This is a genomic window from Paenibacillus ihbetae (genome assembly GCF_002741055.1).
Classification (GTDB): Bacteria; Bacillota; Bacilli; order Paenibacillales; family Paenibacillaceae; genus Paenibacillus_AQ; species Paenibacillus_AQ ihbetae.
Genome location: NZ_CP016809.1, coordinates 5887498 through 5901868, shown reverse-complemented (window position 1 = coordinate 5901868; position 14371 = coordinate 5887498). Strand labels below are relative to the sequence as shown.

13 protein-coding genes are annotated in these 14371 nt (G+C 47.5%); 4 read left to right on the top strand and 9 right to left on the bottom strand.

Annotated features, from left to right (window positions below):
* Positions 1–42: 42 nt before the first annotated feature.
* Both BBD41_RS26515 and BBD41_RS26510 read left to right on the top strand, forming a co-directional pair.
* The gene (locus tag BBD41_RS26515; protein WP_099479592.1) at positions 43–618 is read left to right on the top strand and encodes a sigma-70 family RNA polymerase sigma factor; all 576 of its coding nucleotides are present in this window, start codon (positions 43–45) and stop codon (positions 616–618) included.
* Positions 608–1666: a hypothetical protein gene (locus tag BBD41_RS26510; RefSeq protein WP_206098270.1), complete on the top strand. Its 1059-nt coding sequence runs from the start codon at positions 608–610 to the stop codon at positions 1664–1666. Before BBD41_RS26515 ends, BBD41_RS26510 begins: the two co-directional genes overlap by 11 nt.
* 237 nt (positions 1667–1903) lie before the next feature.
* Here the strand turns inward: BBD41_RS26510 and BBD41_RS26505 are convergent, their stop codons facing one another.
* The 8 genes from BBD41_RS26505 to BBD41_RS26470 form a co-directional block, all read right to left on the bottom strand.
* Positions 1904–2386 (bottom strand): hypothetical protein, encoded by a 483-nt coding sequence (locus BBD41_RS26505; protein ID WP_237086930.1) that lies wholly within the window; start codon positions 2384–2386, stop codon positions 1904–1906.
* Positions 2387–2633: 247 nt separating this feature from the next.
* Positions 2634–3656, bottom strand: coding sequence for a hypothetical protein (locus BBD41_RS26500; protein WP_206098269.1), 1023 nt, complete (start codon positions 3654–3656; stop codon positions 2634–2636).
* Entirely contained in the window at positions 3653–4009 is a 357-nt protein-coding gene (locus BBD41_RS26495; RefSeq protein ID WP_077566848.1) for a PadR family transcriptional regulator, read from the bottom strand. The genes BBD41_RS26500 and BBD41_RS26495 overlap by 4 nt, the downstream gene beginning before the upstream one ends.
* Before the next feature lie 278 nt (positions 4010–4287).
* A complete protein-coding gene (locus BBD41_RS26490; RefSeq protein WP_099479590.1) occupies positions 4288–5325 on the bottom strand; it encodes an NADH:flavin oxidoreductase/NADH oxidase in 1038 nt (345 codons plus the stop codon).
* A gap of 97 nt (positions 5326–5422) precedes the next feature.
* Entirely contained in the window at positions 5423–5857 is a 435-nt protein-coding gene (locus BBD41_RS26485; RefSeq protein WP_099479588.1) for a MarR family winged helix-turn-helix transcriptional regulator, read from the bottom strand.
* A gap of 406 nt (positions 5858–6263) precedes the next feature.
* Positions 6264–7898, bottom strand: a complete 1635-nt coding sequence (locus tag BBD41_RS26480) for an extracellular solute-binding protein (RefSeq protein ID WP_099479586.1) — start codon at positions 7896–7898, stop codon at positions 6264–6266.
* Positions 7899–7949: 51 nt separating this feature from the next.
* On the bottom strand, positions 7950–8843 hold the full coding sequence (locus BBD41_RS26475; protein ID WP_099479584.1) for a carbohydrate ABC transporter permease: 894 nt from the start codon (positions 8841–8843) through the stop codon (positions 7950–7952).
* A gap of 22 nt (positions 8844–8865) precedes the next feature.
* Positions 8866–9813 carry an ABC transporter permease gene (locus BBD41_RS26470; protein ID WP_099479582.1) on the bottom strand — a complete coding sequence of 316 codons (948 nt, stop codon included), beginning with the start codon at positions 9811–9813 and terminating at the stop codon, positions 8866–8868.
* Between the two features lie 347 nt (positions 9814–10160).
* Here BBD41_RS26470 and BBD41_RS26465 point away from each other — a divergent pair, with 347 nt between their 5' ends.
* Positions 10161–11600, top strand: coding sequence for a response regulator transcription factor (locus BBD41_RS26465; RefSeq protein ID WP_099479580.1), 1440 nt, complete (start codon positions 10161–10163; stop codon positions 11598–11600).
* A complete protein-coding gene (locus BBD41_RS26460) occupies positions 11597–13387 on the top strand; it encodes a cache domain-containing sensor histidine kinase (protein WP_099479578.1) in 1791 nt (596 codons plus the stop codon). Before BBD41_RS26465 ends, BBD41_RS26460 begins: the two co-directional genes overlap by 4 nt.
* An 80-nt stretch (positions 13388–13467) precedes the next feature.
* On the opposite strand, the gene BBD41_RS26455 is transcribed toward BBD41_RS26460, so the two are convergent.
* Positions 13468–14268, bottom strand: coding sequence for a Cof-type HAD-IIB family hydrolase (locus tag BBD41_RS26455; RefSeq protein WP_099479576.1), 801 nt, complete (start codon positions 14266–14268; stop codon positions 13468–13470).
* Between the last annotated feature and the right edge of the window lie 103 nt (positions 14269–14371).

The following is a 14371-nucleotide window of genomic DNA, read 5'->3' as shown; positions in this document are numbered from 1 at the left end:
ACAATATAGGGTGTAAGCCGCTTACCCAGGAGGGCCCACTGAATGCAAAGTGATATTATGTACCAGTTACTCACAAAAATGAAAGATGGTGATCAACAGGCATTTCATTCGATCTATGATGCCACCTATCAGGACGTTTACCGCACAGTCTCGTTTCTGGTCGATCATCCGCAGGACCGGGAAGATGTCATGAACGAAATCTACATGCAAATGTGGAAGTCCCTTGCGAATTACGATACGAATCGGCCATTCCGCTTCTGGCTGCACGGCTTGGTCATCCGTCAGGTGCAGAGATTCCGGGTTAAACGCTGGCGGAGATTCCGGATTTTTGAACGCATTCGTGCCTTCTCGCGGGAAGAGTCTCATTGGGATCAGCCTGCCGTGTTGATGGATGGGACGAACCAGATGATATCGCAAGCCATTCAAAAGCTGACCGACAAACAGCGAACCGTGATCATCCTCCGCTTTTTTCACGACTATACGCTTGAGGAAATCGCGACATTGCTCGATATTCCGCTCGGTACCGTCAAGTCCAGATATCATGCCGGCCTTCAGGCGCTTCGAAAACACATAGGGAATCTCCCCCCAGAGAGGATGGAAAAGATCTATGACTATTGAACACAAAATCCGTGAACATCTGCATCATGAAGCAGAAAAAATGGATTGCCCTCCGGCAATCTCCCGACGAATCGAACAATCTTATTCAAAATATGTGGTAAGAAAAAGGAGCGAGAAACCTATGAAAAAACGCATGATTGCCGGCATCGTTGCCACTGCGATTTTGATTCCCACCGCAGCGTTTGCTGCCCCTACCCTGATTGACATGCTGACGAGAACACCGATGACTGCGGAACAAATCAAGACAGATAAGGTTGGCAAAGCTACGCTCGAGAAGCTGTATCGCGCATTTCCCGAAACGAAATCGTTTGAGATCATCGAGGCAAGCACCGTTCAAGGTGTCCAAACCAGCATAATCCTCCAGGAAAAAGGTGGGGGCAGCAAGAAAATTACCCTTCATACAAACAGTGCTACCGGTGAGATTGAACACTTAATTCAAGAGAATTGGGAGCCTAAGGAAAAGCCCCTCGTTGCTTTAACCGATCAGGAAATCAAATCGAAGGTTGATTATCTCATTAATAACATCTATGGCAGCACTAAAGAGTACGAATTTGCTATGGAGCAAATGGAGAACCCGGATCAAAAAACGCTGCTGTTGAATTATTCCGAAAAGGGGTCAAAAACACCGTTCTATCAGGTTTTGGTTCAGGATAATACAATCAGCGTTTCTGTCATTGGCGGTGAGACCGCATCTTCAAATATTACAGTAGAAGGTTTCTTCTCTACAGATGGTAAGCCTGATTACTTTGCCGATGCCTATTTGAATGATCAAAACCTGTTTTCTTTACTTAACATGAGTGCAACCGAATTAAAGCAAGAATTAGCAAAAGGTAAATCTGTAGTGGAAATTGCGGCATCTAAAAATGTCTCCAAGCAGCAAGTGGTCGATGTTATTGCGAAAACTCAGGTTGATTTACAAATTGAAGCTGAACGTAATGGCGAAATTCCTAATAACAATCTTTCATATGAACAACTGGTAAAAGCGATAGAGCCCAAAGTGCTGCAAATTATCGAACACAAATCGGATAGGCCAGCGAACAAATCATAATCAGTTCAGCCTTCCCTGTTGACCTAGCCATCTGCATACCAAGAGCGCAATCTCCTACGGGGAGATGCGCTCTTGGTGTTCTATCGTCTTTACTGCCCCGCAATTACGCCCCTGGATACACGAACATGATGGATCCACTGAGCCTTGCATCTTGAATAATACACTGCTCAACAAATCGAAAAAGCACCTGCCCATCAATGATGGTTCAGGTGCTTTCTTCCCAGCTGCCGAAGCGAGTTACGCGTTCGAAGAAGTCAGGACCATATCGGTCCGGGTCTGCGGGCCGATCTTGCGGACCGCAATACCGTTGTGCTCCGCCCATCTTGTCAACTGGCGGATTCCTTCGCAGTTCTTATCTTCGAACTTAAAGCTCCAAAACAGCGGCGTTGCATTCTTGTCTTTCAGGCTGAGACGGAACGTTGCTTTGTGACAGCCGGAAACCTTGATCTCGCGGATCTGGTCAGCCTTCACTGAAGCACCGTTAATGGTGATCGTATCGGAATTTTCTTGAATCCGGATTTCCCGTTTGATCAATCGTGCATACCCCTCAATCGCGAGGGCTGCCAGCATAACCGCATTCACTGCCATCTGCATATAGAATAAAACCGGATAGGAGTACTCCGTCAGGGTTGCGACTTGAAACATAATAATGCTGATGACCAGCGAAAAAATTAAAATGTCCTTCATTCTTGTAGAGTAATGGATGGCGAACTTCATCATGATCAGCTCCGTTCCTTCTGTAAGGGTTTACATGCTCTTCTTCTCTTATTATAACACCATTGTACATAATTTTGACACATTTAATTCATATTTTCGTCAAAAATATGCTGTGCACCATGCTCCATTCTATGCTTATCCCCATTCAATTGAGCGGAGAGGCTCGGCAGTCCCGACAAAAAAAAGGAGATACCGGCCTTCTCCTTAGGCTGATATCTCCTCATGATTCTCTTGTATTCGAGTGTTCTGTTTACTTGCTCAATACTTTTGGCCCGTCTTTGTGACGGAACCATTTCATCCCAACGGATACGGTATCAATTAAGTTGATGATTACAATGATGTAGATGAGCCCTTCCCTGGACTGATTCCAAATCCGGTTTACCGTATTATACGATGCTTCGCCCGTAGTCAGCAGGTTGGCATCCACGAGCTGATTCATAAACATAGGGTTCATGATGGCCGGATCGGAAAGTATGACGATCGCAGCGATCGTAAATACGACATTAAAAATGAGGTGTACAGCCACCAGCTGGGAAGTCCATGTTCGCAAGATGAGTTTCATTGCGTCCTTCAAAATACCGATCGCCGTCACGGCCCAGATGAAAGGCAAGTAGATCGCGAACGCTTCTTTATCAAACACCGGTATGTTAAAGGATTGCTCGCCCGAAATCCGGATCACCCCGAGCCAATCGATTGAGAACGTGAACACGACAAAGAACAGGATCGATGCCAAAAAACCGATTATTGGCTCAATGGGCTTAATCCGCGTAGCAGTATCGGGGACGGGGTCCAACTGCGACGGGTCCCAATCCTTCGCCTTGTCGGTTCGTGCTCCCAGGTATTCAATAAAGGCAAAAATCCCTGTTACCCATGCGAACCCTTGAATGCTTACACTCAATATCGTCACAAAATATTCAAGCAGCGACTTCCCCGAGCTGTCTGTGCTCGAAAAATATTCAATGATATACGAAATGCTGAGGAAGATCACCAAAGAATAAATCACAATCTTCAGCACTGACCAATATCCTTCGATCAATCCCGGACCGATCAAATACCTTTCCTTCACCCTATACCGGGCAGCCATTTCATTTGGCGGGCCGAGCTCCAGCAGTACCTGCTCTACAACCTCACGGCTGGCTGTATCTCCTGGAGCCCCCCGATCCTCCAACATGTCCTCTATAAGTCCCCGCAATTCCAATTCAATATCGGCTCTTTGCGACACGGGCAGCTTCTGGGTTACGGCATACACATACCTGTTTATCAGATCCATCATAGGTCTTTCTTCTCCTCCTTGGCGTCGACGAGTCCTTCAAGGCTCGTCATCATATCCTTCCACTCCCTGTACAACTTGCTGTATATCTCTTTGCCCGTCTGACTTATGATGTAGTATTTCCTTGGTCTTGCCTCGTTCGTATCCCACTGGCTTTCAAGCAGGCCTTGCTTTTCCAACCTCCTCAGCAACGGGTATAGCGTCCCCGCCTCGACGCCAATCCCCTTCTCCTGCAATAGGGCGACGAGGGAGTAACCATACTGCGGCTCGGATAATTGACTGAGCACACCAATAATAATGGTGCCTCTCCGAAGCTCCTGTACCAATCCATTCAATATCTCTTGTTCTTCAGACATGTCATCAACTCCTGGAAATAATTATACTGTACGTCACACACTATTGTAAAGGGAACAATAATGGAATCAGGAAATATTTTTTTAAAACAATCACTATTCGACCCAGACGACAAACAAAAAAAGGTTATCGAAGGGTCGGCGTGACCGTATCGATAACCTTTTTATATCCAATAAACGATTGAAATCGGAAATAGACGTTGAACCGTTTGATGATACTCAGCAGTTCTTCTTGTTACTTACTGCAAGTTAAAGAAGGTGAATCTTTGCATTCTACGGGCTTATCGGGCCTGCTTAGGAAATCCGTTGAGATACTGTCTTGGAATGGACGTATCCTTCTGAAGAACAGCTGCCGCTTCCAACGCCCAGTATGGATTGCGCAGCATCCCCCTGCCCACGGCAACGAGATCCGCTTCTTCATTCCCGATGACGGCGTTCGCCAGAGTCGGCTCATCCAGCCGGCCGACGGCAATCACCGGTACATCCAGCGCTTCTTTGATTTGTCGAGCCAGCGGAACCTGGTAAGCCGCATGGGTACCTGGTCTTCCCTCCGCTGCGATCGGACCTTCGCCGCCGGCGCTGATATGGAACATATCTACCCCCGCTGCTTTATACGCCTTGGAGAATGCAATGCTCTCCTCGATGCCGTAGCCGCCTTCCACATACTCTCTCGCGGAGATACGCATGATCAGCGGCATATCGTCAGGCATTTCGCTCTTGGCCGCTTGAATCACCTCGACGCCGAATTTCGTTAAATCTTGCCCATAGGCATCGGTTCTTGTGTTCGTTAATGGCGAATGGAACTGGTGAATTAAGTATCCATGAGCGCCATGCAGCTCGATTGCATCAAAGCCGGCTTGCACAGCTCGGCGAACGGCCAACCGAAACTTCTCCACCATCTCTTGCACTTCTTCGGTCGTTAGGGCTCTCGGCGTCTTGGAATTATGGTCAAAAGGAATGGCCGACGGCGCGACAGGTATTTCCGCGTCCTCCGCCTTCCGGCCGGCATGGGCAATCTGAATCGCAGCCTTCGCGCCATGCTGGTGTATTCCATCGACGATGCGCGCAAGCGGCGCGATATGTTCATCGGACCATAAACCAAGGTCGTAGTCCGAAATCCGTCCGTCAGGCTCCACATCCGTCATCTCAACGATGACAAGCCCGGTTCCGCCGACCGCGCGGCTGACATAATGCAGGTAATGCCAATCCGTTGCGATACCGTCTTTGTTCGTAACGGAATATTGACACATCGGAGGCATCACGATGCGGTTTTTCAGTTCCAAAGCTTTCAATGTAAATGGGCTGAATAAATGTTCCATAGGGCTTCACTCACTCTCCTGTTGTCCTCGAAATTAAATGCATGCGCATGCATTTAAAATAACAGACGAAGGAGCATTCGTCAACAAGGCCTTACAATCAGGGCTTGAGAATCTCCATAATATCCTGGACGCCTTGGCGGAACCTCGGAGAAGAGAACTGCTGCTCCAGCACTTTCAGCACGGTGCTTCTGGCCCGCTGAAGCTTGTCTTCGCCAATGGACGTCAGCGACGTATATATCCCCCTGCGGTCATTCTCGCAGATCGCCCGCTGCATCGCACCGCAGCCTTTGGCTTCAAAGCGGCTGACCAGCCTGGAAATTGCGCTTTGGCTGAGGCCCACCATCGCCTGCAATTGCTGCAGCCTCAGTTTTTTCTCGGGAGCCTCAAACAAAAATAACAGCACGTAAAACTCGTTCAGCGACAAGTCGTGCTGCTGCTGAAGCGTCTGTTCCAGTTCATTCGTTATCATCGCCTGGGTTTGCGTTAGGGACAGCCAGCTGGTTATGAGATCATGCTTTGGATTGGTTGACATTGTTCCCACCTATTCTAGGTTAATGGCCCGTCAGATGGCAGGTCTTCCCCACCCGAAAGGCAGCTGTTGTTTACTAATCATATCAAGGTCTCATTTCAGCCGTCAAACGGCTTTTTCCGATGCCGTGCATCATCGACTGCAAAAAAGCCCGTTCTTTATCATCAAGAACGGGCTTTACATTGTGTATCATGTGTATGCTCGAAATCGCAAACAAGTTGCTACAAGGGAGCCGCGCAGGTGAGCATCGTGCAAGCGCAGGCATCATTTGGGAATCTGCTTTGAACAGAGTCGTATCGTCCGGCTTGGACGATGAACTGTTGACTTTGCTCAGCCGTAGGCTCCTGGAACATTTCCTTTAAATAAAGGAGACGCTTTTTGCGGTACTACCTACTGCTATTGACTCTTGTTATTCAATGCCGGATTCTTTCGCTTTGGCATTAACCTCTTCTATCATCTGATCGAGTCCTTTGGATTTGTAGTTATTCACAATACCACTCCAAACCTGCTCTACCGGCTCTTTGCTCAGCATGACCTTCAGCAGATCATCATGATCCAGCACGCTGAATTTATCCTTGGTCGGAGTAGACAGATAGGTCAGGCGGATATCATAATCCGGTACTTTGGAGTTCTGAATACTCCAGTCAATAAAGTCAACCGCTTCCTGTCTGATCTTTTTGTTAGCAATCGTTGGGTTATCCATTGCATAAGTATCCGAAGTGTTATAAGTAACCAGGTTCAACAGGGTGTTAATTGCTGGATACTTCAACATCAGGCTCTCTTCGTGTAAAGGAACCTTCTTGTCCCCTTCCAGCTTGTAATCCTCGCCCTCGATCCCGTAAGTCAGCAATGTGCTACCTTCCTCGGAAAGAATATAATCGTACAGTCTCAGAATACGGTCCAGCTTCTTATCATCCATCTTGGCGTTAAAGTAGCTTTCGGACCAATAGGTTTTAAATACAGGATGATACCGTTCGCCGTCCGGGCCTTTTAACGGCTTCAATACTTTGACGGCTTCCGTGAATTCTACATCGGGGTAAGCTGTTTTCCAGCGCTTCTCATAAACGTTCTGATCAATGCCTTTAAATCCTCCACCCATAAGCAGTGCTGCTGATTTACCGGAAACAAATTTATCATACGCGGAATCCGGTTTAGTCAACGCGATATCCGGGTCTACCAATTGATTGTCATACATCTCTCTCATGTTTTGCAGGGCAGGAAGTGCGTTTTTGCTGAATACAGCCGGTATGAACTTCCCGTCTTCCTTGATCCATTTGAAATCGCTTCCGCTGCCGTCGCTTGTTGCCGCAGCATTACCGTACAACCAGAAGAATCCGCCTAGCATTTTAACCGTAGAGGATGTAAGACCTGTAACCCCTTTGCCTTCCGGATCTTGGTCTACAATCGCTTGCAGCATGGCTTTGAATTCATCCCAGGTTTCAGGCTCCTTGGTGATACCTGCTTGCTGGGCAAGGTCCCATCTGTACAACACAGGGCGATCAAGTACGCTCCACTGAACCGTAGGGAACATACGTCTCGGAACGTTATAGAATTTCCCGTCCTCACTCAATCCTTTAATATCTGGTGTTTCGAAATACTCTTTCAAGTTCGGGTAAGCGGACAGGTCCTCAGGAAGCGCTTTAACGATCCCCTGATTGACCCAGTTTCTGTAGTATTGGGTTCCGATGGCATCGGTTGCGAAAATATCCGGAAGCTGGCCGGAAGCGGCCCACATCTGATATTTTTGTACATAGTCATCCCATGTCACGTTTACAGGCTTGATGGTGATATTGAATTTCTTCATAACATCCTGAAAAATTTGATCCTCTTGAAACTTGGGAGCAATCGTGTCGATATCCCAAAAACCAACCGAAATTTCGAGATGTTCCTTGAACGGATCATCACTGGCCGCTGTGCCCGAGCTGGTCCCCCCATTGCTGTCGGGTTCCTGATTTGAAGCTTCCTTTGTACCGCATCCAGCAAACAATCCTGCCATCAGCACCAGGATGATGGTCAGCGTGCTGAATTTACGCAGCTTTTGCATTGTAAAACCTCCCTTTTTATGTGTACAAGCAGATGTCTGTATATGAAAGTGTTATTCTTTCATGGATCCGACAAGGACGCCCTTGGCGAAGTGTTTCTGCAGGAACGGGTATACCAGCATGATCGGCAAACAGGAAATCACGATGCTGGCCATCTGGAGACTCGGGGTGTATACCTTCGTCAAATTTTTCTGCTCGGCCATGGTCATAGCAATGCTATTTAATGAAGAGCTGGCCGTAATCAAGATATTTCGAAGGTAAATCTGCAGCGGGGCCTTGTCTGCATCACTGATAAAGATGAGGGCATGCCACCACTCGTTCCACCTTTCCACCGCATAGAACAAACCGAAGGTTGCCATAAACGGCATGGAAATCGGGATGATAATTTTGAGCAAAATATACATATCATTCGCGCCGTCCAGCTTGGCTGATTCTTCGAGGCCATCTGGAATCGTGCTGAAATAATTCTTCATAATAATGAGGTACATCGTATTAATCCCCGCTGGAATAATCATGACGAGGATGTTATTGATCAGGCCTACTTCCTTTACCACCAGGTAAAAGGGAATGAGTCCCCCGTTAAAAAACATCGTGAACAAGATGAGCGTGAGAACCGCGTTTCTTCCCGGCATTCCTTTTTTGGAGAGAGCATAAGCACCCGCGACCGAGATGACCATACTGAAGATCACCCCGCCGATGGTCACCAAGATCGTCACCAGGAACGAGCTCCAGAATTTCGTATCCGACAATACAACCTTATAGGCCGAGAAGTCAAAGGATTGCGGCAGCCAGTATAAATCACTTTTGCTGATGACATCAAACTTAGCAAATGAAATGATGATCACGTTATAGAAAGGATAAAAAGTAATTAGTGCAAGAAAGCCCAGAATAATATACGTTACGATATCGAAGGTACTCATTTTCTTTTTAGCTCGCGTTGGTTCCATCCTCTTTAGCAGCTCCTTTCAGCTAGTACAATCCTTGTTCTCCCATTCTTTTCACAGCCATGTTCGCCAGCACTAAAAGCACCAGGTTGATCACCGACTTCAGCAATCCGACCGCTGTCATATAACCAAAATCAGCGCCGACTGTAAAAGTGGTCCGGTAAATATAGGTATCGATTGTATCCGCTACGGAATATACCGGTGAACTGTACAGGTTGAAAATTTGATCAAAGCTGCCTCCCAGACTCATAAGGCCGCCAATCGTAAGTACAAACAGGATGGCTACTGTGCTCTTAATACCCGGCCAAGCGATATACCGTAGACGCTGGAAGCGGCTGGCTCCATCGATTTCGGCAGCTTCGTACAGATCCGGATTGATGCCTGCGAGCGCTGCCATATAAATGATGGAATCCCATCCAATCTCTTTCCACACATGGGTAATGTAAAGCATAGGCCGGAACTCATTTTCATTGACCAACGGCGACGAAGCTTCAATTCCTAGCAGTGACAAGAACTGGGTATATACCCCGTCATTACTTAGAATATTGGTAAGGATCCCCGCCAGGACAACCCATGAGATAAAGTGCGGAAACGTAAAGAGCGTCTGGAAGAACTTCCTTGCTCGATTGCGCGAAAACTCGTTCATGACGATAGCTAAAATGATCGGAAGCGGAAAATGGATGACCAATTTCGCCAAGCTGATGATGACGGTATTTTCGAAGGCATTCCAGAATTCCTGGTCCTGCAAGAGAGTCTTGAAATGATCCAACCCAATCCAAGGACTTCCTAGTATTCCCTTGCTGAAATCAAACGTTTTTAAAGCTAGTGTGACCCCGTACATCGGCAAATAGCTAAATACAAGGTACCAGATCACGACGGGAAGAAGCATTAAATAATGATACTTATATTGACGAATGGTGCTCCACAAAGCATTTTTAGAGGGGTGCGCCTCCAATCTTTTCTCTGATTTCATTCTTTCTCGCCGCCTTATTCCGTATTTTCATGATCGTGTGCCGTCTCTATGTATACGTTTTCAAGTTTCGAATAGAGGCTGCAGCCATATCGACTTGATGTGATTTATTATATTAATCCTCCTTTTCGGCGCATATAGACATAATTCGGGTTCTGTTTGGACTTAATTATGATCTGATCCGCATCTCCCAATTCTAAGTTTTGTACATAGGAATCCGTAATAATGTCTATATCGCAAGGCCCGCTTCCCCGTTTACCCGAAACGAAAAGTAGTGTATTCTTTCTACAAGAAATGAGTGCGCTTTCAGCGGCATCCATGCTTGCATATCGTTCTACATAGGAGGTCATATGTACAAAGCTATTATTGTAGATGACGAAAAATGGATCGTGGAAGGCATTAAAGCAGGAGTGGATTGGGGAGCATACGGGTTCGAGGTCGTCGGCAGTGCCGAAAACGGCCTGGATGCACTTACAATGATCGATCAGCTTCGTCCGGATGTCGTATTTACGGATATCAAGATGCCGCTGATGAACGGTCTTGAGCTCATCAAAACCGGCAGAGAACGGCTTCCGAATACATTATTTGTCGTGCTCAGCGCCCATGCTGAATTTGCGTACGCCCAGAAAGCCTTAAATTACGGGACGTTCGGCTACTGTCTTAAACCGTTCGAGGTTGAGGAAATTCACAATATGTTAAAGCGGCTGTCGGATGTACTATCGACGCGTCCGCAAGAATCAGTCCTGCCTCCTTCACCTGAACTCTACGAGGCGATCTGCGCCAATGAGACGGACCTGGTTAAGAAGATAATCACACGAAGCGAGATGAACTTACATGATAAACATAAAATCCAGCCTTTGGTTATCGTTGTTCATGGCAATAAGTCTCCCGTTATTTCGGGGACAATCAAGCATCTCCGCTTTCAAATGAGCCCCCGCCGGTTAGGCTGTCTCGTCTATGAGAATGAGACGGAAGTTTTGATTCGAAGCCTACTCTCTAACAGCAAAGAATCATGGTGCAGCATCGGAATCGGGTATGCCCTCTCCGACTTGTCCGAGCTCAGTTCTTCCTTAGAAGCGGCTTCTCTTGCATCGTACGGGATGTTTACAACCGGAAAACCCGGTGTATTCCATGCTCCTCCCCATACCAATCCCCTGATTGAAGAAGTACTTAGGAATTTATCGCAAGCAATGGAACAAAAGGATAGAATCCAATTCAGCGCTGCCATGAACCACGCCAGGCTCCAATTTCGCAGCGGAGCTTTCAGCATAAAGGATGCCTATCTCATCTTCACTGCTTTAATGACTTTGTTCTACAGGGAAGGCGTATCGGGCTCAGCCCGGGTGTATGAAGGATATGAACAGCTTTCATATCATTACGGGGATGCGGATGCCATGATTGACTACTTGATGGAGCACACGCTGGGCTACCTTTCGGAAGAACAGCCCGGACTCAAAACCGAGGTTTCCCATAAAACGATCCGAAAAATGTTGGAGTTTATCCATGACAACTTTACAACCGAAATCTCTATTCAGAGTCTTTCCGAGCGATTTTATCTGAGCCCCAATTATTTATGCCACTTATTCAAAAAAGAAGTCGGTGAAAACTTTATTGAGTATATCTCCCGTCTTCGGATCCAGTATGCCTGCAAGCTTCTTGCCGAAACGGATCTTGCGATCAAGCATATCGGAGAAAAATGCGGTTTTAACGATTATTTTTATTTCACCAGAATATTTAAACGGATCGTAAGCCAGACGCCCACCCAGTACAGGGAGAGCATATCCGGATGAAGTTCTTCAAGAAGCTCTCTATCCGAATTCAGGTGATGATGATTGGATTGATCATCGTTGCGATGGTTCCCTTTATTGTCTTGAATGCGTACAAGCAATCAAGTGAATTAATTATCGATCAGAACACTCAGTATAACAAAGAGCTTATCGCGATCATGAAGCAGCGGATCTCCTCCAACTACTCGGAGATTTCGGAGCTCATGGTCAATCTGGGGTATGATGCCACGGTTCAGAATTTCCTGGCGGAACGCGATGATTTAAAAATTTACGAGCTTGCCAAGAAGGTTGAAAGCGTCATGGGCGTCATCAAAAATACCAATCCCGATATATTGGACATCTCCGTCGTCAGCAACACCGGCAAAGTCGTCTCGTTAAAGGGAACGATTACCGATGTTTACGATACGGAAAACATACCGGAGCAAGACGGTGCCGTCCACTATGCCGGGTTCCGAAAGGGCAGTCCCACGCTTGACCGGGACAAGTTCCTGTTCAGCATGAATATATTCTCGCTAGGCAATAGAATCCCGTACGGGGACAACGCCGGCTTTATGATGATCGGCCTTGATGTGCGTTCCATAAATAAGGAGATCGAAAAATACCCCCGCTTGGCCGGTACCAATTTTTATCTGTTTGACAACCGCGATCTGGTGTATTCCAACAGCAGCCAGGATGAGCATCTAATCCAGCTGATCAACGGCCCTTTGTTTAACAAGGATCAGGATCATATGGTTCTGGAAACGAATGCCGGCGCCCGTTATATCGTGCAATCCCATGTGCTGCCCGAAATTGGAGGCAAAATTGTGACGGCTACGCCAATCAGCCTGCTGACTAAGGGGCTTCAGCCTTTGAAAACGAAGAGCTACATTCTGGTTGTGTTCATGCTGCTGATTATATCCATTCCATACAGTATTCTAATGATGAACTTATTAAAGCCGCTGTCCAAGCTCATGACCTTCATGAAACAATTAAAGACCGGAAACTTGAATGTGCTGCATTCAAAGGTCCGACTGGAAGGCTATGCGGAAATCGAAATGATCTCGAACGAATTCAATACGATGCTCCAGCGGATCAATGGTTTAACGAATCAGCTGGTTCAATCCGATACCCAACTGTATCAATCCGAGCTGGAGAAACAGCGGTTGCAGTACGCCTTTCTTCAGAGCCAGATCAATCCGCATTTTCTAAGCAATACGCTGGATACGATGAAAGGGATCGCCATTTCGCAGGGCAGCAGAGAAACGTATGAGATGGCGGGTGCCTTAAGCCGGATGCTCCGGTACAGCATCAAGGGAGGGGATGAGGTCAGTCTCGGGGAAGAGCTTCAAATCGTAAACGCGTATATCACCATCTATCAGATAAGGTTCTCCGGCCGCTTTACGTATGGACTGGTCTGCCCAGAGGAGTTTTTGCCCCTCCTCATACCCAAGATGATCATCCAGCCGATCGTGGAAAATGCGCTCACGCACGGTCTTGAAACCTTGGGTGAAGGCGGGGCAGTACATATCCATGTGCACACCAACGATAATGGGGATCTTGTTGTCATGGTAAAAGATAATGGGATTGGAATGTCATCTGAGCGGCTGGAGCAGCTTAACCATCTTCTCCATACTGAGGGCAAGGACTCGATATTGAACGGACATATCGGGGTGGCTAACGTTCATCACCGCATCCAATTCAAATACGGCAGCGCTTATGGATTAAGACTTAAGAGTGAAACGGGAAAAGGAACCGAGGTAACCCTCATCTTTCCTTGCATTCTTCCCAATGGTACGTCCGCAAATAAATAGGAGCCATGTACATGGCCCCTTCACAATCGGCATGCCTTTAATGCTCAGGCAGCCAAAGCGCATCTTGTCAACCGAAATGCTTACGCCATCACCTGCGGCTTTGGATCCAGCAGGCCCAGCATCTGAAGCCCGTGCCGGATGCCGTCCTCGCTTACGTCCTTGGTAACATGCCGGGCCGCGCGCTTGACGATGTCAGGCGCGTTCCCCATGGCTACGCCATGGCCGACATACGACAGCATCTCCAGATCATTCAAATAATCGCCAAAGGCGATGGTATCGGCAATCTCCATGCCCAGCGCCTGGATAAACTGCCGGATGCCTTCGGCTTTGGAGCCGCCGGCCGGAAGCACATCCGTGCCGTACGGACCCCAGCGGACTAGATCGAGTCTTCCTTCAAATCCGGACCGATAGGCCCCCTCTTCCTCCTCGGTACAAAACACAATAGCCTGGTAAATATCCCGCCCGAGATAATATTCGGGATCGTATTCCGGAATGGTCAGCTTCAGCTCGCCCCAGCTGGAATCGATGAACTTGTGGTGAGTCACGTTCATTTTCATCGCATCGCTTCCCGCATAAATGATCGGATGATCCAGCTGCACCGCCAGCTCGGTGAGCTGCTGCAACTGCTCCGGAGGCAGCGGGTTCCCGTATATCGGCTTGCCCTCGTGAACGACGTATTGCCCGTTCAGGGACACATAGGAATCAATGCCGAGCAGCTCGCGGATGTCCTGGAAATGATAGGGAGCGCGACCAGTCGCGATCGCGACTTCATGCCCGTTGTCTTTTAATTGCTGAATGGATTCCAGTGTCGACTCCGGGACTCGCTTGTCATGATCGAGCAGCGTTCCGTCGATGTCAAAGAAGATCAATTTTTTATTCATTAGCCCTCGCTCCTCTTTTCATTAGCTGATGGGTGTATTGTAAATGATGAAAAGCATTTCAGAGCAAGCAACAATTTATATCCTGTGATTGTCCAACCGTGCG